We start from the raw sequence: 20,213 nt of genomic DNA, 5'->3' as shown, positions 1-20,213 counted from the left end.
CTCATTCCTCTTCCACGGTGGACTTTTCGATGTCGGCCTTGATCAGGAAGCTCTGAGCCACCACCACCTGTTCACCGGCCTTGAGCCCTTCCAGCACTTCGGCGCGCTCAGCGTCGCGGCGCCCCAGCTTGACCGGCCGGGTGTGGTAGGTCTCTCCCTGCTGCACGTAGACCACGTCCTGGTCTTCTGCGGTCTGCAGCGCGGTGATTGGCACCACCAGTGCCGCCGACTGGCGATCCACGGTGACCCGCGCCTTGACCGCCGAACCCGGCCGCCACAGGCCATCGGTGTTGGCCACGGTGGCGCGCGCAATGGTGCTTTGGCTGGCCGTGGCGGTGCCGGGCAGGACGCGCTCCAAGGTGGTCTGCGCGGTGACGCCATCGCTCAAGCGGGTGACCGTCACCGGCACGCCGGCACCGATGTGCTGGACGTCGGCCCCAAAGATGTGCAGGTCCACCCACAGGGTGGACAGGTCGGCGACCTCGAACAGTGGCGCGCCCTCAGCAGCCGCCATGCCCACAGCGGCCGTACGCGCCATGACCACGCCACTGATCGGCGCGGTGACGGTATAGGTGGTCAGGCTCAGATTGCTCTCTACTGTGGCCAGTGCCTGGCCGGCCCGTACCTGATCGCCCACGCCCGCTCGCACGGAGCGGACCGGTCCGGGGAAGCGTGCAGTGACCTGCGCGATGCGCCCATCGATGGGGGTGAGCAGCCCTTGCACCTCATGCTCGTCAGCAATCTCACCGGGCCCTGCCGGCGCGACCTGGATACCCGCCGCCTGCGCAGCCTTGGCGGCAATCTTGGTTTCCAGCGGCGCTTCCTCGTGCTCGCCGTGCTCTTCGCCCTCAGCGGCGGCGGCGCCCTCAGAGGCTTCGTTGGGAGCGGAAGCATTGCAGGCCGTCAGCAACAGAGCCATGCCCAGTGCGGTCCAGGAAAAGCGATTCATGGGGTTTCTCCAATGGAAGCGGCCGCCGGCGGCGTTACAAGCGCCTGGCCGGTCAGTCGTTGAATTTCGATCAGGGCGCGTTGCGCATCCAAGGCCACGTCCAGCTGCTGCTGGGCCATGGCCGTGCGTTCGGACTGCAACTGGGCCCATTCCAGGTAACTGATCGCTCCGGCGCGATAGGCACGCTCAGCGGCCCGCTCGGCTCGGGCCAGCTTCGGCAACACGTCGCTGTGCAGGCGCGCCACCTCGGCTTGTGCGACGGTGTAGCGGCCATGGGCCTCGACCAGCGTGGAATACAGCGACAAGCCCTTGGCCTCGCGCTCGATCGTCAGGACCTCCAGTTCGGCTTCGCCGGCGCGGATCTCTGGCTGTGCGCGGCTGCGGCTGCCCAGCGGTATGGACATGCTAGCGACCAGTGCAGTGTCGTCGGTCTCCTGCAGGCGGCGCACGCCGAGCTGCCAGGACAGGTCCGGTGAGGCCGCTGAACGTGCCAGCTGCAGTCGTGCCTGCGCGATCCGTCGGGCGTCGGCAAACTGCGCCAGTTCCGGAGTCCGCTCCAGCTCATCGGCCAGCGTCTGCATGGAGGCGATCGCCGGCAGGGCCATCGGATCGGCCGGAGCCACCTCGAAGGTGGGAGTACGTTCGCCCCACAGCGCGGCCAGATGCTGACGGGCGGCCAATCGCTGTTGCTCGGCCCGATCACGCGTCAGCTCGGCCCGCGCCAGCGCTGCCTGCGCGGTGAGCAGCACCGATTCGGGTGAAGCGCCGGCCTGCAGGCGTTGCCGGGCAGCGGCCACGGTTCGCTGGCGCTGGCCAACATCCATGTCCGCCAGGCTGTGTTGCCGGTCGGCACCGACAACGGCCAGATAGCGCTGCGCCGTCTCGGCGAGCAAGTCCAGCCGCCCGGTCTCGCGCTGCACGGCCAGTGCATCAATCCGGCTTTGGGCCAAGGTGCGCCGGGCGTCGAGCTTGCCGCCGCGCTCCAGCACCGAGCTCAGGCTCAAGGTCAACTCGGCGCTGTCCAGACCGCGGGCCGCGCCAGTGCCCAACGCATTTTCGACCTCGGCACCGAGCGTCCACGGTGGGCGCTGCACCGCCTGGTCGCGCTCGGCAGCGAGCACGGTGGCCCGCGCATCGACCAAGCGCAGCTCGGGGTGGGTTTGGGCCACGCGCGCGAACGCGTCGTCCAAGGTCATCAGTTCGGCCGCTGCCGCCGGCGTTGTCGCCGCAGTCAGCAGCAGCCATGCGGCCAAGGCCGCCAATCGCACATGCATGGAAGTACTCCGAAGGGTTTCGACATCAACAAACGATCACCACCGCGCACAGCAGCAGGTCGCTAGGCCGGCGCTGCCGGCGGAGATCACCCTGCGATCGGAGGCCGGAACGGCGCGACCGGCTGCTCGTGCGGATACGGGCGCGTGTTGACTTGCATCACCGGCAAATGCCGGCCGATGTCCGCAACGGTCAGCAGGATCTCAGGGGGCTGTGCGGCCTGGCTGCAGCACAGCGCCAGCTGCTGAAGGCGGTGCAAGGCGGCGCCGATGCCACCCTCAGGTGCCGGTGCGGCCACTGCCGGCGCATGGGCGGCAATGGTCGGATGGATGTGAACGTGCAGTTCGCTCGCCAGACCCAAGACCGGCTGGACCAGCAAACCCACCGCCAGCTGCGCCAGCAGCAGCCAGCGTAGGCCCGTCCGCAGCCGGCCACGGGCGGTCATGCAGGGGTCTTGCGCGCGTCGGCACGTGCCCGGCGAGCATCACCAAGAATCTCGAAGGCCTCCTTGATCACATACAGGCCGATCAGGGCGCCGATCACGAAATCCGGGTACGGGCTGGCCAGCCACCACACCAACAGGCCGGCCAGGATCACCCCGACGTTGGCCACCACATCGGCGCGGGTGAACAACCAGGTCGCCCGCAGGTGCACCTCGCCGGACTTCAGCGGCGCCAGCATGCGCAGCACGGTCATATTGACCACCAGCGACAGCAGCGCCGTGCCGATCATCCAGCCACTGACCGGCTCGGCGCCGTACATCACGCGACGGCCGACCTCCACCAGCACACCCACGCCCAGCACCAGCAATACACTGCCGCTGACCCAGGCTGCGTTCGCCTTGAAGCGGGCCGTGCGCCCGATGGCGACCAGGCCAATGGCGTAGGCGGTGGCGTCAGACAGCATGTCCAGCGCGTCGGCCAATAGGCCTGTGGAATGGGCGACCCAGCCGGCGATGCCGCCGATCACGGCCATCGCCGCATTCAGGGCAAGGGCGATCCAGAGCACGCGCCGCTCCTGCGCGTTCTTGGCCTCGTGGTGGCAGCCGCAATCACTCATCGGAACATCTCCAGTCGCAGGGAAGCCAGGCCCAGGCGGACCGCTGGCATGGCACAGCTGGTGAGGGTAAAGTCCGTAGCTACTACGGAGTCAAGCGTACTACGAATGAAAATCAGTGAGGCTGCCGACGCCAGTGGGTGCCATCTGGAGACCATCCGCTATTACGAGCGGATCGGCCTGCTGCCGCGCCCGGGGCGCTCGGGCAATGGCTACCGGGTCTATGGCCCGGCCGACATCGAGCGACTGCGCTTCATTGCGCGCGGCCGGGACCTGGGCTTCAGCCTGGAGGAGGTCCGCAGCCTGCTGCAGTTGGCGGGCGATGAAGAGCTTTCATGCGGGGACGTGGATCGGCTGGCCCGCAGCCATCTGACCGACGTGCGGGCGCGCATGGCCGACCTGCAGCGCATGGCAAGCGAGCTGGAACGGGTGATTGCCAGTTGCCACGGCGGGCAGCGGGCTGAATGCACCATCCTGTCAACGCTGCGGCAGCCGGCCTCGGTGGAGGCCACGCGCCAGTGACCGAACTGGACCGCCACCTCGATGCGGCCACGCGCCAGAACACGGTGCGCAGCTATGCGTCGGCGCTGCGGCACTTTGAAGTCGAGTGGCAAGGACACCTCCCAGCGACACCGGACAGCGTGGCCCGCTACCTGGCCGCGTATGCGCAGACCCTGGCCACCAGCACCCTTCGCCACCGGCTGGCCGCCATTGCCTCTTGGCACCGCGACCACGGCTTTGTCGACCCGACCCGGTCGCCGCTGGTGCGCAAGGTGCTCAAAGGCATCCAGACCCTGCACCCGGGCCAGGTCAAGCAAGCCGCGCCGCTCCAGATTCGGCGGCTGGTCGAGCTCGATGACTGGTTGGCTGCAGCGATCGCTGCGGCGCATGCCCGGGGCGATGGAGCGGCAGCGCTTCGCCACCAACGGGACCGAGCGCTGGTGCTGCTCGGATTCTGGCGTGGCTTTCGCGGCGATGAACTGCTGCGGCTGGAAGTGGCCCATCTCACGCTGGTGCCGGGACAGGGGATGACCTGCTTCCTGCCGCGCAGCAAGGGTGATCGGCAGGCCGCCGGCGTCACCTACAAAGTGCCAGCGTTGTCGCGGCTGTGTCCGGTGGAGGCGACCCAGACGTGGCTGCAGGCGGCTGGCGTGCAAGAAGGGCCGGTGTTTCGAGCGGTCAACCAGTGGGGCCAGATAAGCGCCGAAGGCCTCCATCCCAACAGTTTGGTGCTCTTGCTGCGCGAGTTGCTGGCCAGTGCCGGGTTTGCCGATGCTGGGCTCCACAGCAGCCACTCGCTGCGCCGCGGGTTTGCCAGCTGGGCCAACGACCAAGGCTGGGATATGAAGGCGCTGATGGAGTACGTGGGCTGGCGCGATGTGCACTCGGCCATGCGTTACCTGGACGGGCGTGACCCGTTCGCCCGGGATCGCATTGAAGCGAGCCTGCCCAGCCCAGCCGCGCCAGCTCCGACGATGGTGCTGCCGGCGCCCGAGGGCAAATCTGCCCTGCAGCTGCGCCTACGCCTGGTGCTGACCCCGTTTGCCCGCGCCGGCCGCGGCGCGGCCAGAGCCCGGGGTCGGATCGAAGAGATCTGCTTGGCCCCGTTCAAGGCTATGCGCCTGAACACCGCCAGCAGCGAGTACCGGTTGACTGTTCCCACCGATCCCGACCGGGATCTGGATGAAATCCTGGCCACGTTGCTCGATGACATGCACCGCATGGCCGATACGCACCAGTGTTTCCTGGAAGCGTCTCTCAGTACAGACGACGGCCGGCACTGGGACTGATTCCCCTCACAACCTCCGGATCCAATGGCTACCCTTCACGAGACCGCTTACCCGCGACTGAAGCCTGATCCCACCGCCAAGGAACTGGAGGAGGTCGGGGTAGAACCCAATGCTTCGCCGCAGGCTGGACATCTGTGATCGCAGAAGATCCCCGTCGGGCAGGTCGTCACCCCAGAGAGTGTGCTCAAGCTGCCGCCTGGTCACAGCGGCAGGACTTGCCCGCATCAGCGCTTCAAGGAGCTTCCTGCAAGCTGGGGACAGATGCAGTCGTTTTCCAGCCCGTGTGGCCTCCAACGTACTCAGGTCCAACGTGAGCTCTCCGATCAGCAGCCGCCTTTGCAGCCAACATCACAACGGGAACTGAAACACCGTGATTCAACCGCAGCCTTCTCAGAACCTCCGGGCCTTCCATGCGAGGAAGCATCCAATCAAGAACGACTGCGTCGTAACCATTGGACGCCGCAAAGTGAAGGCCGGCGATGCCGTCCCCGATGGTATCAAGCTGATGCCCTCGGGCCTCGAAGTAGGCCAGAATCTTCAAAGCGACTTCTCGATCGCGCTCAATCACTAGAATTCGCATGTCACGACTGACGGTAGCCAAGGAGCCTCAGCGCATTGAATACAACCAACAAGGTTGAACCTTCATGCACTGCCACAGCCGGTCCAATGCCAAGACCTAGAATGGTCGCAGGAACCAACAACGCTACGACGCCCAGGCTCACATACACGTTCTGACGGATCACCCGTTTCGTGCGTCGACTAAGCGCTACAGAGAATGCAACCTGTCTCAAATCCTCAGACATAAGCGCGACGTCGGCAGTCTCCAGCGCTACGTCCGAAGAGGCGGCACCCATTGCAATTCCGACGCTGGCACTAGCCATTGCGGGTGCGTCATTCACACCGTCGCCGACCATTGCCACTCGCTCCGTCTCCTTCAACTGACGTATTGCCTTCACCTTGTCGTCAGGCATGAGATTTCCCCATGCCTCGTTTAGACCCACGTCCGTTGCCACGGCTTGAGCTACAGTCTGGTGGTCGCCAGAGATCATGATCATTCGTTGGATGCCCAAGCGCCTTAGCTTGTCCAGGGCTTCACGCGCCTCTGGCCGGGGCGTATCCATAAGGCCGATGACACCTAGGTCGCGATCACCTAGGCGAACGGCCATCGTGGTTCTGCCGGCGTTACGGAGCTCCTCAATGGCAGACTCCGCACCCGCGGATAGAGCGCCAATGCCGTCGTTACCGAACATTTCTGCCTTTCCTATCCACACGTCAATGCCGTTCACCTTCGCCTGAACGCCTCTTCCAGCGAAGTTAGCGAGGTCTGTCGCTACCATGACCGGTCCATCGCCCAGGCGAGTATTACCATCTCGAACGATAGCTGCGGCCAAAGGGTGGTCACTTAAAGCCTCGACGGCGACGGCAACGTGAAGCAGTTCCTGCTCTGTCGTTCCCTGCATCACTTTGATGTCGGTAATTCGCGGCTTGCCTTCAGTGAGCGTTCCAGTCTTGTCGAACGCGATGGCGCGGACCATGCCCAGCTCCTCCAGTGGTGCGCCACCCTTGATGAGTACGCCACCTCGCGCAGCTCGCGCAATTCCCGCTAGAACCGCGCTTGGAGTCGCGATTGCCAGTGCGCAAGGGCTTGCCGCTACAAGTACCGCCATCGCTCGATAGAAGCTGTCGCGGAATGGCTCATCGATCACGATCCATGAGAAAAGTAACAGCACGGCCAAGATCAGAACAGCGGGAACGAATACCCTCTCAAACTTGTCTGTGAAGCGCTGCGTTGGCGATTTCCTGGTTTCGGCTTCGCTCACCATCTTGACTACGCGGGCCAGTGCCGATTCGCCTGATCGACGCGTGACTTCGACCTCTAGGACGCCGGAGCCATTGATAGTGCCGGCGAAGACGCGGGACTCCATTCCCACCGAATCAGGCCGACCCCGTGCCTGAGCAGGGTCAGTGACTTGCAACTTATCTACCGGAATGCTTTCCCCGGTGACAGGGGCTTGGTCAACGCTGCTAGTGCCTTTGACGACGAATCCGTCTGCCGGCATCCGATCATTGGGACGAACAACCACCACATCTCCAGGTATCAACGATTCAACCTTGACTTCCACGACCTGCCCATCCCTCAGCACCCTGGCGGTTTCTGGGGCAAGCTTTGCAAGAGCTTCAATCGCGCGCTTAGCCCGGCCCATCGCGTAGTGTTCAAGGGCATGACCTAGACTGAAGAGGAACAGAAGCAAGGCGCCTTCGGCCCATGCGCCCAGCGCTGCCGCACCTACCGCTGCAACCAGCATCAGAGTATCGATTTCAAAACGCTTCAGCTTGACGTTCTCAATCGCTTCGCCAAGCGTGAACCAGCCGCCAAAGAGGTAGGCAGCTACGTAAAATGCGGTAGGAATCCATGGCGTTTGGAGCAAGCCGAGCTTTTCAATCGCAAATCCCAAGATCAGGAGCAGGCCACAGGCAAGTGAGAAGATCAGCTCGCTATTGCCACCCAATACGCCTCCGTGGGAATGACCATGGTCTTGTCCGTCCTTGTGTTCGTGACCTTCGTGCTGATCTTTCAAGTCTTCCTTCGGACCGGATGCGCCTTGCCCTACACCCAGCGCGTGGAGCTCTGCTCTCAGCTCCGTCTCGCTTGTCTTGGTTTGATCGTATTCGAGGCTCACGCCGCCAGTCGGGCTGGTGGTGGCTTCAATGACCCCCGGCAAAGCCTGTAGTTGGCCTGCAATTGTTCGTGCTTTCCGGGCGTGAACTGCTGAACCCAGTTCCAAGGAGAGGTGACCATACCGCTCACCCAGCTTGACACCCATGGACGACGCCACCTCTCGCACTCGTTGAAGCGAGATGAGCTCGGGCGCGTAATGAATGCAAAGTGTTCCGCAAGCCCCATCGCTACCACCGCGCACGTGCACGCGTGATATTCCGTCCATTTCCTGAAGCCCGTCCACCAGCCTTTGGACGCAGTTATCGTCGCGAGAAACGCCTGGGAGTACGACCGGCAATTCGACTTCTGTGGTCAGGTTCATGTGTTCCCTCCAACGTCATAAGAATGGATCGGGAAGTCCGGCAGGCAGATACGCTGCCGGACACAAACACTCCATCAATCAGGGAACATTTCCCGGTTGCCCTTTGGGATCTGGCTTGGCCAGGCGCCCCGCAAATGTCGGCAGCACAAGAAGTGTCAGTACTGTTGCGGTCAACAGGCCGCCAATGACCACCGTGGCGAGAGGCTTCTGCACCTCAGCACCAGATCCACTCGCAATAGCCATCGGAATGAAGCCGACGATCGCCACCAGCGCGGTGGTCACCACAGCTCGAATTCGGCTGCCGGCACCGTTCATTGCAGCGATCAATGGACTGTCACCAGCATCAAGCCTCTCTCTGATGGCTTGCATGAGCACCAATCCGTTCAGCGTCGCAACACCCGATACCGCGATGAATCCGACAGCGGCAGATACCGAGAACGGCATACCACGCACCAGCAATGCGAGAATTCCGCCAACCAGGGCAAGCGGGACGCAGGTGAACACCAGACCCGCCTCCTTCGCACTGCCCAATGCCATGAACAGAAGACTTCCGATCAGCAGGAAGACAATCGGCACAACTGTCATGAGTCGCCTTTCCGCCCGCTGCAAGTTCTCGAACTGACCGCCCCACGTCATGTGGGCGCCTGGTGGAAGCTTCACGTCCTTCACCGCAGCTTGGGCCTCTCCGACAAACCCGCCCAAGTCACGACCGCGAACATTAGCCTGCACCACGACACGACGGCTCCCGTTGTTTCGACTGATCTGGTTCGGCCCCTCGCTGATCTCAATGCGTGCGACAGAGGAGAGCGGCACGATGCCCCCAGTTGGGGTTGCAATCGGCAGCGATGCGAGCTGATCGGGGTCATTGCGTGCATCGTCGCCGAGGCGCACCACAACATCGAACCGGCGGTCGCCCTCGAAGATCTTGCCTGCCGCAGCGCCGCCAATACCGGTTGAAAGTGCGTCGCTCACGTCCGCCGCCGTGAGGCCATACTGCGCAGCTGCAAGATGATCGATTGCCACATTGAGCGTGGGCAGGCCGGAAATCTGTTCAACACGGACATCCGCTGCGCCCTGAGTATTTCTCAGCTTCAGCGCGACCTGGTCAGCAACAGCTTGCAGTTGCTCGAAGTTATCGCCGTAAATCATGACGGCTAGGTCCGTACGTACACCTGAGATCAGCTCATTGAAGCGCAGCTCGATGGGCTGGCTGAATTCAAAGCTGTTGCCTATCTGCGAGGCGGCGATCTTCTCAAACCTTGCAATCAGATCCTCCTTGCTCAGGGAAGAGTCTGGCCACTCCTTTCTCGGCTTAAGTACGATCACACTGTCGGAGATGTTGGTCGGCATGGGGTCGATAGCTGCTTCGGCAGTACCGGTCCTCGAGAAGACCGTCACAACCTCTGGTTCAGCAGCAATGGCCTTCTCCAGCGCCAACTGCATAGCCAACGATTGCTCAAGCGACGTAGATGGCACACGCAACGCCTGCATAGCGAGGTTTCCCTCATCAAGCGTTGGCATGAACTCTCGACCCAGCATCGTAAAGCCGACCACGCCCATTGCGAGCATCACGAGGGCGCCAGCGAACACTGCCTTGGGCCTACGAATCGCCGCTTGGATCGCCGGTTTAATACGGCCGCGCAGGACGCGGATGATGGCAGTCTCATGTTCTTCGTCTTGGTCGCTCTCGTGCCCCTCCTTGTTCGCGTGGAGCTTGGGCTCCCTGACCAACAGGGCAGCCATCGCCGGTACAAAGGTGAACGAGAAGATAAACGCGCCAACGAGGGCGAGCATGAAGGTGGCGGCCATCGGTTGGAACGTCTTGCCCTCCACACCTTCCAGCGTAAGGATCGGTGCGAACACCAACAGGATGATCACCTGGCCGAAGGCTGCAGGGCGCGCCATTTTCCTCGCCGAGTCGGCGGCCACACGCAGTCGCTCCATGGCATTGAGGGGTCGGCCGAGTTCCGCACGCCGCTTGCCAAGCATCAGCAGGGTGGACTCGATCACAATTACCGCGCCATCCACAAGGATGCCGAAGTCCAGCGCACCCAAACTCATGAGGTTGCCGCTGATGCCGAACTTGTTCATGCCGATAACAGCGAAGAGGAACGACAGCGGAATGACCAATGCGGTGATGGCTGCCGCCCGCAGGTTGCCCAGCAGCAGGAACAGCACAACTACGACCAGCAGGGCGCCTTCGGTCAAGTTCTTGGCGACAGTCTTGACGGTGGAGTTAACCAGCACACTACGGTCCAGCACTGGCTCTGCGAAGATATCGGCGGGCAGAGATTCATTGACCTGTGCCAGACGCTCAGCAGCAGCTTGAGCGACGGTGCGGCTGTTGCCGCCGGCGATCATCAGCGCCGTGCCCAGTACTGCCTCATGACCATTTCGGCTTGCTGCACCAAGCCTTGGGGCGCGCCCCATCCCGACCTCGGCAACATCGGCCACCCGGATGACCACGCCGTCCTTGGTGGCAACGGGCGACTGAGCCAAGTCGTCGGTCGTAAGGGCAAGGCCGTCGGCCCGAACGACCAGGCCTTCGCCCGCACGCTGGACGAATCCGGCGCCAGCCTGGACGTTGGAGCGTTCCAGTGCTTGGACCAGATCGGCCAGACCCAAGTTGTATGCCGCCAGTCGAGCGCTGTCGGGGTAGATGCCGTATTCCTTGACGTACCCACCCACCGTATCAACACCGGCCAGGCCGGGGCTGGAGCGCATCTGTGGTGCGATGATCCAGTCCTGGACAGTACGCAGGTACGTTGCGCGCTCCTGGGCGGTTCCAAGACGATCGCCCTCTGGTGTCAGGTAGACCTCACCCTCTTGCCAGCCAGCCTGGCCGGGCTTGGCCAGCTTCTTGGGGTCGAATGGCTTGAAGTCCACCGTCCACATGAGAACCTCGCCCAGCCCGGTTGTAACCGGGGAGAGCATGGGGGACACGCCCTCGGGCAGATCTCCGGCAGCCTCCCGCATCCGCTCTGCCACCTGCTGGCGGGCGAAATAGATGTCGGTCTGATCAGTGAAGATCGCGGTGACCTGAGAGAAGCCATTGCGTGATAGGGAGCGAGTGGTGTTCAGACCCGGGATGCCGGCCAAGGCCGTCTCCAGAGGATAGGTAACCTGGCGTTCAATCTGCTCCGGTGTGAGGGCAGGTGCAATTGTATTGATCTGAACCTGGCGGTTGGTGATATCTGGTACAGCATCGACTGGCAGCTTGCTCAGTTGGAACAAGCCAAAGCAGGCGATCAATGCAGCCAGAAACACCACGAGCCAGCGGAACTTGACCGCTGCTTCAATGATGAACTTGAACATGGTGTATGAGTTCCCTTAGTGGCCGTGCTCGGCTTCGCCCTTGGCCAGTTCGGCCTTGAGCAGGAAGGCATTGGCGCCTACGAGGCGCTCACTACCTGTCAGGCCGTTAAGGATTTCGATTCGATTACCTGCACGACGGCCAGCGAGTACCGGCGTTGCCTTAAAGCCTCCCTCGACAGCAACGAACACAACACTTCTGCCATCAACGCTTTGGACCGCATCCGCCGGGACGCTCATGCCTTCAGCTGCGCCATCGGCGATGATGACGGCCGAAACGGGGGAGCCGGCCGGTGGCAACTTCTCCGAAATTGGTTTGGCGCGAATGGTCGCGGTGCCTCCCTGCTGCATCACATTCGCAGCGGCGGCAATCACCTCAGCTTCGAAGCTTCCGCCCGGGCCAGTCACTTCCAGCTTCATTCCGGGCACCGCGAGAGTGGCCAGTGCTGGCGGTGCAGTGAATACGAGTTCATTCATGTCCGGATTGGAAACCTCCGCAACAAGCGTTCCAGCTGAGACGACACCACCGGGCGTCACTTGGACGTTGCCAACCACGCCAGCGACAGGACTGGAGATTGTCACCCGGCCGGAACTGTCCGGAGATCCACTGGCCGCTACCTGTGCACGTGCAGCACTAGCGGCGGCATCAGCGGCCAAAGAGCGCGCGCGCGAGGCCTCCAGCTCCTGGCGAGCCACTACGCCCTGCTCGACAAGAGACTTGTCGCGGCCGTAGGCCAGGCGAATGGCTTCGGCCTCCGCCGCAGCGGCAGTGGCGGCGGCTTTGAAGGTCGCAGCTTCTCCACTGACAATGATCACCAGGGGCTGGTTGCTCTTGACGGCTGTACCCGGCGCAACAAGCACGCGCTCAACGCGGCCGGTGACCGTTGAGGCGATGGCAGCACGCCCCCCGATGGCCGGCTCGACGCGACCTGCAAGGCGGGTCGATGCGCCACCGCCGCGGCCGACAGCCACCACGCCGATGCCAGATGCCTTGATCTGGTCAGGCGTCAGCTTGACTACACCTTCCTCGGACTCCTCTTCGCCATGTTCGCCATCACCATCACCTTCACTGTGCGCCTCGGCGGAGCCCGGCTTTGCGTCAGCTGCGTGATCGTCGTGACCATCATCCTTTCCAGCCGGCTTTTCTGCCTCCGTACCGGTGGATTTGGCATCCTCCTGCGCCCCGCCACTGCATGAGGTCAGCGCGCCGGTCATCATCAAGGTAGCCAGCAGCGTCGCTCCGATGAGCGTCTTGTTTCCGTACTTGTTCATTTTGCCTCCACAAACGGTGCGCGCCCTTCAAGGCGGGCGAGGTCGATTTCTGCTGCCACCCGGCTAAGACGGGCATCCACAGCACTGCCACGCGCAGCGATCAGGGTTGATCGCGTGCTGCGCAGCTCCAATTGCGATATACGACCTGCCTCAAATCCGATGCGGGCCAGCCGATAGGCTTCATCTGCGGCCTGTACGCTTTCATCCGCTGCTCGTGCGCGGCTGTTGGATGCCTTGAGACTCGCTACCGCTCCCAAACGGGCCGCCTCACTGTCACGCCTCTGAGCCTCCAGAACCGCTTCGGCAGCACGTTGTTCCGCATAGGCCGCCTGGATCGCACCGCGGTTACGATCGAATAGGGGGATCGAAAGGCTGATGCCCACGTTGTAAGCTTGGTCGCCCGCTTGGCGGAAGCGCGTCTGAGCCACGGATGCACTCAGTTGTGGCAACGCACGCTTGCGCTCAACATCGATAAGGCGGCCGGAGGCGTCCGCTTCGGCTTGGGCGATACGAACGGCAAGCGGGGCGGCCTCATTGTCAATTGGGTGAGAGGGCACTCGGTCAAGCAGGCTTTCGCCGATGTCGGTCAGCGGGCTGTCCACTAAGGACACCGCGGCTAGGCGAGCAAGCGCCGCATCCCGGTAGGCCTCGGCCTCATCTAGGCTGGCCTTTGCATTGGCGACCTCGCTCCGTGCCTGCACACCGCGCAGGTTGGGCTCACGTCCCTCGCTGACCATCGCAGCTACCGCCTTGGCGTCCTGTTCAATCAAGGCCAATGCCTCGCTGGCCAACTCATATCGGCGCAGCGCAGCCTCTGCTTCGGCGTATGTCGCAGCCAGGCGACCCGCTGCGTCACTGCGCATCAGATCACCCCGCAAGCCTGCAGCCCCAGCCTCCGCACGCGCGGCGCGCACTCGGGCCCCTCGTTGACCCCAAATCTCCAGCGGCTGGGAGAGGGTGACAATGCTGTCAGCGTTTGAGAAACCTTTGTAGGGACCAGTGCCGTAGGCGTTCTCCGCTTCGATGGAGACCGTCGGATTGGGCAGTGCCCGAGCCTGTTGTACCCGCGCCTCGGCTGCCTCAGCCAGCGCGACGCCTTGGACCGTCGCAGGCATCTGGTTCAAGCGAGAAAGCAACGATTCGTAAGATGGTGCAGTTTGAGCAGCTACATGCCCGGTTGGCACCAACGCCAGCAGAACAGCGACAGCCAACCCGGTCGCTGAAAGCGACCGACCCGTCAAAATCGACATAAAAACTCCCGTAAATTATCTGAGCGAACTACCCGCAAATGCGGGGCAGAGCCAGATCAGATACGGGGGGGGCGCATGGGTCCGTCGAGTCGGAGGGCGTAGACGTCCCCGTGCTCGGTACTGTGCAGCGAAATCCGGCCATCGGCGAACAGATCGTCGTGACCGGCAGCTGGGAGGCTTGCCGTTGAATGGTGGCAATGCCCATGGCCACAGGCATCGGCACTGGACGAATCCTTGCTCTTGCTCGACTCGGAGTCTGAATCACTTTGCAAGGCGTGCACATCGCCCACGCTGACCGTCGCTTCTTGCGCGCACGCCAATGCCTCGGCCACAGGCACGACCACGAACGCCGCCAAAAGCAGCAGCATCAGGTATATACGAATAGCAGGCAGAGAGCGACGCATTGGGAAAGGTTAGCAACCTCTTTTGGACGGATACAATTACATAAAAACACTACGGTGGCTGTGCTTGAACGCACCCTAGCCCCGTTCAGGTCGGGACCCAGGGAATCAACCCACAAGGATAACGGCCCATGTGAGGGCGACATTGCAAAGAGCCACGAACACCGCAGCCGACCCCATGTCCTTCGCACGACCAGCCAGCTCATGGATTTCTGGGCCATACCGTTCGATCACTGCCTCGATAGCGGAGTTCAGCAGCTCGAATGCCAAAACGAACAGTACGCTCCCCATGAGAAGCACTCGCTCTACCCCTGAGTTGCCGAAAAAGATAGCTGTAGGTAATGCCACCGCGGCCATAACAACTTCCAACCGAAACGACGATTCATGCAGCCAAGCTGATCTCAGCCCCTGGAGAGACCAGCGAAGCGCCTCAAAGACGCGCGCAATGCTCCGCGGACGATGACCGTACATATCTGCCACTTCGATGTTTCCTTCTTTTGGGCCCAAGAGACGCTCACGGGTCTTCCAACAGCGATACTCGCCGTGGTCGGCTATAGGCTGTGACCGGCGTTGCTGGTACAGCCTGAGAACAGATTTAGGCTCTCGTCTAGCACCGTCGTCCTAACCTGCATCAGGCCAAGCACAGAATGGAAGAGGTTGTCGTGGCTGGACGGCTGCTTTGATCGGTCCCGGACACATTGAAGGTCCAGGTTGTTGCTGCTCTTCATACCATCAGACATCCACATCACCATCGGCACCTTGATCTGAGTATCAGGGGCGATAGCGTAGGGGAGCCCGTGAAGATAGACGTTCGCCTCCCCTAATGACTCGCCGTGGTCGGAGACATAGATCAGCCCGGTATCGTGACTCTTGTCCTGTTCAAGCATGCGAATTGTCTTTGCAAGGAAGTCATCTGTCGCAAGGACCGCGTTGTCATACGCATTGACGATTTCACCGCGTGTGCACTTGCCCAAGTCTGCGTTTCGGCAGTCGGGAGTAAATTTCGTCAGATCTTCCGGGTATCGCTTGAAGTAGCTGGGTCCGTGGTTCCCCAGCTGATGTAGAACGACAACGACATCACCAGGGTTGTCCTCGATCGAGTCATGCAGACCTTGCAGCATAATCTCGTCACGGCATGCTTGGTCGTCGCACAGAACATCCTTGACCGGCACGCGATAGGATTCAAATGCCAGATCAGAGCAGACGCCCTTGCATCCAGTCTGGTTGTCACGCCATAGGGTCCTGACCCCGGCACGCTCCAAAACATGCAGAAGCGACTCCGAACCTTTGATCTTGTCTCGATCGTAGTCTCGCCTCCCGTACGCAGAGAACATACAGGGCACCGACACTTCGGTGTTTGACCCGCAGGCGGTCACGCCTGAGAAATTGACGACGTCCAACGCTGCCAACTGTGGCGTTGTCTGTCTGCCGTATCCATTCAAACCCCAGTTCTGCGCACGAACCGTCTCACCTACAACGATGACCAAGAAGTGGGGCTTCGCGCCTGGCGGATGAGGCGTCATCATGGCATCGGGGCCAACCACTTGGATCGGACCGCGCTCCGCACGGGTGTCTTCTCGCACAACCTTCGCAATGGAAGCGATGTAGTTTCCAGGGTTTGCAAGGTATCTGACTTGCTTGTGATTGCGTATGAGTGATGAGAGGTCGTCGAATGACGCAATTGCCGCGCCAACGATTACAACAACCGCCATGCCAAGTAGAAGCACTCTTGCAAGTATCGCCCGCGTCACATTGGAAGAACGTTGGAGCCTTACCATGCATACCGCGATAGCTGGCACGACGCCTTTAATTAGTACCGCAAGAAAGAAGCCCCAGGTCAGCAACTCTCCGGCTTCAGCGCCGTCGGTCTTCAGCACATTTCGTACCATGCTGGCGTCGAAGTAGACGCTGTAATTGTCTGAATAGTAGGCAGCAGTAGCGGACACGACGAGAAGCAATGCAAGAACCGGCTTCACCGTCCATCGAACGCATAGCAATCCGAGAATGAGCACATTCAAGGCAGTGAGGATCGCTCCCGTAGAGATAACAAGTAGCGCACGAGCTGCTCCGTCCGCACCACTCTTCGCAATTACTTCTGCGAAGAACGCGCTGTTGAGAAAGAACGTGAAGTACATCGCCACGATGATAATCAACGTGTTGACGCCCAGCTGCGGGCCGCAGATGGGCTTGCCAAGACGGCCCAGTGGATCTGAGCCTAGGCCCCCGCGCGAACTGCCTCGGTTGAATTCTGTTTTCACGTAATGCATTGGTGATTCCTTTTTATTGACCACCGCGCGCGCCCCTAGCGCACACGGCCGCCATTGCGCGTTCCTAGATGGAAAGCCATCCACACATATGCAACGCCTGACACCAGCGAAGGGGCCAGGACCGCGGTCCGCAGGTTTTGGGTCAGTGACAGCAGTGCAGCCGAGATCCACATGAAGAGACGCTTGTCTGGGTGCAGCTCCGCTCCCCGACGCGGGAACAGCGAGCTTCCGGTTGCCACCATTTGGGTGGCAACCAAGGCAAATCTCGGTTCGTCGACAGGCCCAAAATCGCGCACACCAAGAGATGCGCCGATGGCAAGCACGGAGGTTGCCATCAGTAGTGCCGCTCGATCGCGTGCAGTTCGGAGATTGGTAGATGTTGAGAAGGGCATTCAGGTCGCCTTCTTCAAGGCGGCGCAGTACTGGCCGGCGACTGCACGTGCAGCCACGCGTCGGCCGAGCGCACGGAGCGCCCAGCAACAAGATGTGTTCATGGAAAGACCTACACAAAGGTGATCGCAGAAGGACTGACAGGCGCGTTGCGCCTGTTATGCGATCAAAGCCTGGGAGGTCTAATCAGCGTGTCCGGGATGTGGGACGTCATGGGCTGTTCGTAGAACGTGTGCCCGCCTTCATTTCTTGCGGCTTCGGCACTGGTGAAACCGTTGGACGCCACAAAAGTGCTGCTGTGGTGGCAGTGACCGTGACCACAAGCGGCATGCGCCTTATCGGGGTGGCCATCGCCTGGCCCTGCCACTTCCTGGTGTGACTGCTCCTCAGAGAAGCAGACCGAAGCATCAACGACAGGCACGATGATCATCACTGCGAGCAGCAGTGCCAGAGCGTAGCGCTTGGCATGGATGACAATGGAAGGCACGTGTGGCTAGGACTGATACATTTGAGGCCGGAAAGATACCTTGGGTCCCGCTCATCAGCAAGCTGACGCTTATTCATCAATCTCGCGGGCTCGAGTGGCCTCTGCGAGTCAGGTGGCCAGGCAAAAGCTGGCGCGGGAAATTGACGGAATCCGGCATCCGAAGAACAGAAAGTTAACGTTTTGCCTGAGCTTCCGCACGGTCACGCAGATTGAGCTGCGACGGATTAGGTCGGGGGCCAGCTGCGCCACGTGACAGTGCCGGGTTCAAGCGCAGCCGCCAGAGTCCGAGCTCAGTCGGCCAAGCCTGGTCATGCAGCCGTCTTGCGCGCGTCGGCACCTGCCCGGCGGGCATCACCTAAAATCTCGAAGGCTTCCTTGATCACATACAGGCCGATCAGGGCGCCGATCACGAAATCCGGGTACGGGCTGGCCAGCCACCACACCAACAGACCGGCCAGGATCACCCCAACATTGGCGACCACATCGGCCCGCGTGAACAGCCACGTCGCTCGCAGATGCACTTCGCCGGACTTTAGCGGTGCCAGCATGCGCAGCACCGCCATATTGACCGCCAGCGACAGCAGGGCGGTGCCAATCATCCAGCCGCTGACCGGCTCGGCGCCGTACATCACCCGGCGGCCCACCTCAACCAACACGCCCACACCCAGCACAAGCAGCACGCTGCCGCTGACCCAAGCGGCATTGGCCTTGAAGCGCGCCGTGCGCCCGATAGCGACCAGGCCAATGGCATAGGCGGTGGCATCGGACAGCATGTCCAGAGCGTCGGCCAGCAGGCCAGTGGAATGGGCAATCCAGCCGGCGATGCCGCCGATCACGGCCATCGCCGCGTTCAACGCTAGGGCGATCCAGAGGACGCGCCGCTCCTGCGCATTCTTGGCCTCGTGGTGGCAGCCGCAATCACTCATCGGAACATCTCCAGTCGCAGGGAAGCCGGGCCCGGGCGGGTCGCTGGCATGACACAGCAGGTGAGTGTAAAGTCCGTAGCTACTACGGAGTCAAGCGTACTACGAATGAAAATCAGTGAGGCTGCCGACGCCAGTGGATGCCACCTGGAGACGATCCGCTATTACGAGCGGATCGGCCTGTTGCCGCGCCCGGGGCGCTCGGGCAATGGCTACCGGGTCTATGGCCCGGCCGACATCGAGCGGCTGCGCTTCATTGCGCGCGGCCGGGACCTAGGCTTCAGCCTGGAGGAGGTCCGCAGCCTGCTGCAGCTGGCCGGCGATGAGGAGCTTTCGTGCGGGGACGTGGACCGGCTGGCACGCAGCCATCTGACCGACGTGCGGGCGCGCATGGCCGACCTGGAGCGCATGGCCACCGAGTTGGAACGGGTGATTGCCAGTTGCCACGGTGGGCAGCGGGCTGAATGCACCATCCTGTCGACCCTGCGGCAGCCGGTCGCTGTGGAGGCCACGCGCCAGTGACCGAACTGGACCGCTACCTCGATGCAGCCACGCGCCAGAACACGGTGCGCAGCTATGCGTCGGCGCTGCGGCACTTCGAGGTTGAATGGCAAGGCCACCTCCCAGCGACACCGGACAGCGTGGCGCGGTACCTGGCCGCGTATGCGCAGACCCTAGCCGCCAGCACGCTTCGCCACCGGCTGGCCGCCATTGCCTCTTGGCACCGCGACCACGGCTTTGTCGACCCGACCCGGTCGCCGCTGGTGCGCAAGGTGCTCAAAGGCATCCAGACCCTGCACCCGGGCCAGGTCAAGCAAGCCGCGCCGCTGCAGATTCGGCGGCTGGTCGAGCTCGATGACTGGTTGGCTGCCGCGATCGCGGCGGCGCATGCCCGGGGCGACGGAGCGGCAGCGCTTCGCCACCAACGGGACCGAGCGCTGGTGCTGCTCGGATTCTGGCGTGGCTTTCGCGGCGATGAACTGCTGCGGCTGGAAGTGGCCCATCTCACGCTGGTGCCGGGACAGGGGATGACCTGCTTCCTGCCGCGCAGCAAGGGCGATAGGCAGGCCGCCGGCGTCACCTACAAAGTGCCAGCGTTGTCGCGGCTGTGTCCGGTGGAGGCGACCCAGACGTGGCTGCAGGCGGCTGGCGTGCAAGAAGGGCCGGTGTTTCGAGCGGTCAACCAGTGGGGCCAGATAAGCGCCGAAGGCCTCCATCCCAACAGTTTGGTGCGCTTGCTGCGCGAGTTGCTGGCCAGTGCCGGGTTTGCCGATGCTGGGCTCCACAGCAGCCACTCGCTGCGCCGCGGGTTTGCCAGCTGGGCCAACGACCAAGGCTGGGATATGAAGGCGCTGATGGAGTACGTGGGCTGGCGCGATGTGCAGTCGGCCATGCGTTACCTGGACGGGCGTGACCCGTTCGCCCGGGATCGCATTGAAGCGAGCCTGCCCAGCCCAGCCGCGCCAGCTCCGACGATGGCGCTGCCGGCGCCCGAGGGCAAATCTGCCCTGCAGCTGCGCCTACGCATGATGCTGACCCCGTTTGCCCGCGCCGGCCGTGGCGCGGCCAAGGCCCGGGGGCGAATCGAAGAGATCTGCTTGGCTCCGTTCCAAGCTGTGCGGCTGAACACCGCCAGCAGCGAGTACCGGTTGACTGCTCCCACCGATCCCGACCGGGATCTGGATGAAATTTTGGCTACGTTGCTCGATGACATGCACCGCATGGCCGATACGCACCAGTGTTTCCTGGAAGCGTCTCTCAGTACAGACGACGGCCGCCACTGGGATTGACCCCCCTCATAAC

The 20,213-nt window shown here is 62.3% G+C and carries 17 protein-coding genes and 2 pseudogenes; 4 read left to right on the top strand and 15 right to left on the bottom strand.

What is annotated here, in order from left to right:
- Position 1 precedes the first annotated feature (1 nt).
- From DSC_RS02870 to DSC_RS02855, 4 genes are all read right to left on the bottom strand, one after another.
- The gene (locus tag DSC_RS02870; RefSeq protein WP_014159620.1) at positions 2-949 is read right to left on the bottom strand and encodes an efflux RND transporter periplasmic adaptor subunit; all 948 of its coding nucleotides are present in this window, start codon (positions 947-949) and stop codon (positions 2-4) included.
- Complete coding sequence (locus DSC_RS02865) at positions 946-2,223, bottom strand: TolC family protein (RefSeq protein WP_043290359.1); 1,278 nt, start codon at positions 2,221-2,223, stop codon at positions 946-948. Before DSC_RS02865 ends, DSC_RS02870 begins: the two co-directional genes overlap by 4 nt.
- An 86-nt stretch (positions 2,224-2,309) precedes the next feature.
- A complete protein-coding gene (locus DSC_RS02860) occupies positions 2,310-2,666 on the bottom strand; it encodes a hypothetical protein (RefSeq protein ID WP_014159618.1) in 357 nt (118 codons plus the stop codon).
- Positions 2,663-3,280 carry a cation efflux transmembrane domain-containing protein gene (locus DSC_RS02855; RefSeq protein ID WP_014159617.1) on the bottom strand — a complete coding sequence of 206 codons (618 nt, stop codon included), beginning with the start codon at positions 3,278-3,280 and terminating at the stop codon, positions 2,663-2,665. The genes DSC_RS02860 and DSC_RS02855 overlap by 4 nt, the downstream gene beginning before the upstream one ends.
- Positions 3,281-3,385: 105 nt before the next feature.
- Here DSC_RS02855 and DSC_RS02850 point away from each other — a divergent pair, with 105 nt between their 5' ends.
- Both DSC_RS02850 and DSC_RS02845 read left to right on the top strand, forming a co-directional pair.
- Positions 3,386-3,799, top strand: a complete 414-nt coding sequence (locus DSC_RS02850; RefSeq protein WP_014159616.1) for a MerR family transcriptional regulator — start codon at positions 3,386-3,388, stop codon at positions 3,797-3,799.
- Entirely contained in the window at positions 3,796-5,067 is a 1,272-nt protein-coding gene (locus tag DSC_RS02845) for a site-specific integrase (RefSeq protein ID WP_014159615.1), read from the top strand. Before DSC_RS02850 ends, DSC_RS02845 begins: the two co-directional genes overlap by 4 nt.
- A 108-nt stretch (positions 5,068-5,175) precedes the next feature.
- Here DSC_RS02845 and DSC_RS15940 read toward each other — a convergent pair.
- The 11 genes and pseudogenes from DSC_RS15940 to DSC_RS02800 all read right to left on the bottom strand — a co-directional run.
- A pseudogene (locus DSC_RS15940) lies at positions 5,176-5,647 on the bottom strand (response regulator transcription factor); the annotation flags it as partial.
- 1 nt (position 5,648) lies between these two features.
- Entirely contained in the window at positions 5,649-8,108 is a 2,460-nt protein-coding gene (locus DSC_RS02835; protein WP_043290358.1) for a heavy metal translocating P-type ATPase, read from the bottom strand.
- Between the two features lie 78 nt (positions 8,109-8,186).
- Positions 8,187-11,423, bottom strand: coding sequence for an efflux RND transporter permease subunit (locus DSC_RS02830; protein WP_014159611.1), 3,237 nt, complete (start codon positions 11,421-11,423; stop codon positions 8,187-8,189).
- 15 nt (positions 11,424-11,438) lie between these two features.
- Positions 11,439-12,692 (bottom strand): efflux RND transporter periplasmic adaptor subunit, encoded by a 1,254-nt coding sequence (locus tag DSC_RS02825; protein ID WP_014159610.1) that lies wholly within the window; start codon positions 12,690-12,692, stop codon positions 11,439-11,441.
- Positions 12,689-13,942, bottom strand: a complete 1,254-nt coding sequence (locus DSC_RS02820) for a TolC family protein (protein WP_043290357.1) — start codon at positions 13,940-13,942, stop codon at positions 12,689-12,691. Before DSC_RS02820 ends, DSC_RS02825 begins: the two co-directional genes overlap by 4 nt.
- A gap of 56 nt (positions 13,943-13,998) precedes the next feature.
- Positions 13,999-14,310, bottom strand: coding sequence for a hypothetical protein (locus tag DSC_RS02815; RefSeq protein ID WP_126941536.1), 312 nt, complete (start codon positions 14,308-14,310; stop codon positions 13,999-14,001).
- A 141-nt stretch (positions 14,311-14,451) separates the two neighbouring features.
- Entirely contained in the window at positions 14,452-14,823 is a 372-nt protein-coding gene (locus DSC_RS02810; RefSeq protein ID WP_027080084.1) for a diacylglycerol kinase, read from the bottom strand.
- A 71-nt stretch (positions 14,824-14,894) separates the two neighbouring features.
- The gene (locus DSC_RS02805; RefSeq protein ID WP_014159606.1) at positions 14,895-16,610 is read right to left on the bottom strand and encodes a phosphoethanolamine transferase; all 1,716 of its coding nucleotides are present in this window, start codon (positions 16,608-16,610) and stop codon (positions 14,895-14,897) included.
- 158 nt (positions 16,611-16,768) lie between these two features.
- A pseudogene (locus tag DSC_RS17480) lies at positions 16,769-17,002 on the bottom strand (dolichyl-phosphate-mannose--protein mannosyltransferase); the annotation flags it as partial.
- 164 nt (positions 17,003-17,166) lie between these two features.
- Positions 17,167-17,487: a hypothetical protein gene (locus DSC_RS16485; protein WP_062167471.1), complete on the bottom strand. Its 321-nt coding sequence runs from the start codon at positions 17,485-17,487 to the stop codon at positions 17,167-17,169.
- Positions 17,488-17,795: 308 nt separating this feature from the next.
- Complete coding sequence (locus tag DSC_RS02800; protein ID WP_014159605.1) at positions 17,796-18,413, bottom strand: cation efflux transmembrane domain-containing protein; 618 nt, start codon at positions 18,411-18,413, stop codon at positions 17,796-17,798.
- A 105-nt stretch (positions 18,414-18,518) separates the two neighbouring features.
- Here DSC_RS02800 and DSC_RS02795 point away from each other — a divergent pair, with 105 nt between their 5' ends.
- Both DSC_RS02795 and DSC_RS02790 read left to right on the top strand, forming a co-directional pair.
- The gene (locus DSC_RS02795; RefSeq protein ID WP_014159604.1) at positions 18,519-18,932 is read left to right on the top strand and encodes a MerR family transcriptional regulator; all 414 of its coding nucleotides are present in this window, start codon (positions 18,519-18,521) and stop codon (positions 18,930-18,932) included.
- Positions 18,929-20,200, top strand: a complete 1,272-nt coding sequence (locus tag DSC_RS02790) for a site-specific integrase (RefSeq protein ID WP_014159603.1) — start codon at positions 18,929-18,931, stop codon at positions 20,198-20,200. Before DSC_RS02795 ends, DSC_RS02790 begins: the two co-directional genes overlap by 4 nt.
- Positions 20,201-20,213 lie beyond the last annotated feature (13 nt).

The organism is Pseudoxanthomonas spadix BD-a59 (genome assembly GCF_000233915.3).
Classification (GTDB): domain Bacteria; phylum Pseudomonadota; class Gammaproteobacteria; order Xanthomonadales; family Xanthomonadaceae; genus Pseudoxanthomonas_A; species Pseudoxanthomonas_A spadix.
The sequence above is the reverse complement of the archived record's forward strand: the minus strand, read 5'-3'. Positions and strand labels throughout refer to the sequence as shown.

What these genes read in the sequence shown, in the direction of transcription:
- DSC_RS02870 (WP_014159620.1), bottom strand. Translation starts at nt 949, where the DNA reads ATGAATCGCTTTTCCTGGACCGCACTGGGCATGGCTCTGTTGCTGACG.
- DSC_RS02865 (WP_043290359.1), bottom strand. Translation starts at nt 2,223, where the DNA reads ATGCATGTGCGATTGGCGGCCTTGGCCGCATGGCTGCTGCTGACTGCG.
- DSC_RS02860 (WP_014159618.1), bottom strand. Translation starts at nt 2,666, where the DNA reads ATGACCGCCCGTGGCCGGCTGCGGACGGGCCTACGCTGGCTGCTGCTG.
- DSC_RS02855 (WP_014159617.1), bottom strand. Translation starts at nt 3,280, where the DNA reads ATGAGTGATTGCGGCTGCCACCACGAGGCCAAGAACGCGCAGGAGCGG.
- DSC_RS02850 (WP_014159616.1), top strand. Translation starts at nt 3,386, where the DNA reads ATGAAAATCAGTGAGGCTGCCGACGCCAGTGGGTGCCATCTGGAGACC.
- DSC_RS02835 (WP_043290358.1), bottom strand. Translation starts at nt 8,108, where the DNA reads ATGAACCTGACCACAGAAGTCGAATTGCCGGTCGTACTCCCAGGCGTT.
- DSC_RS02830 (WP_014159611.1), bottom strand. Translation starts at nt 11,423, where the DNA reads ATGTTCAAGTTCATCATTGAAGCAGCGGTCAAGTTCCGCTGGCTCGTG.
- DSC_RS02825 (WP_014159610.1), bottom strand. Translation starts at nt 12,692, where the DNA reads ATGAACAAGTACGGAAACAAGACGCTCATCGGAGCGACGCTGCTGGCT.
- DSC_RS02820 (WP_043290357.1), bottom strand. Translation starts at nt 13,942, where the DNA reads ATGTCGATTTTGACGGGTCGGTCGCTTTCAGCGACCGGGTTGGCTGTC.
- DSC_RS02815 (WP_126941536.1), bottom strand. Translation starts at nt 14,310, where the DNA reads ATGCTGCTGCTTTTGGCGGCGTTCGTGGTCGTGCCTGTGGCCGAGGCA.
- DSC_RS02805 (WP_014159606.1), bottom strand. Translation starts at nt 16,610, where the DNA reads ATGCATTACGTGAAAACAGAATTCAACCGAGGCAGTTCGCGCGGGGGC.
- DSC_RS02800 (WP_014159605.1), bottom strand. Translation starts at nt 18,413, where the DNA reads ATGAGTGATTGCGGCTGCCACCACGAGGCCAAGAATGCGCAGGAGCGG.
- DSC_RS02795 (WP_014159604.1), top strand. Translation starts at nt 18,519, where the DNA reads ATGAAAATCAGTGAGGCTGCCGACGCCAGTGGATGCCACCTGGAGACG.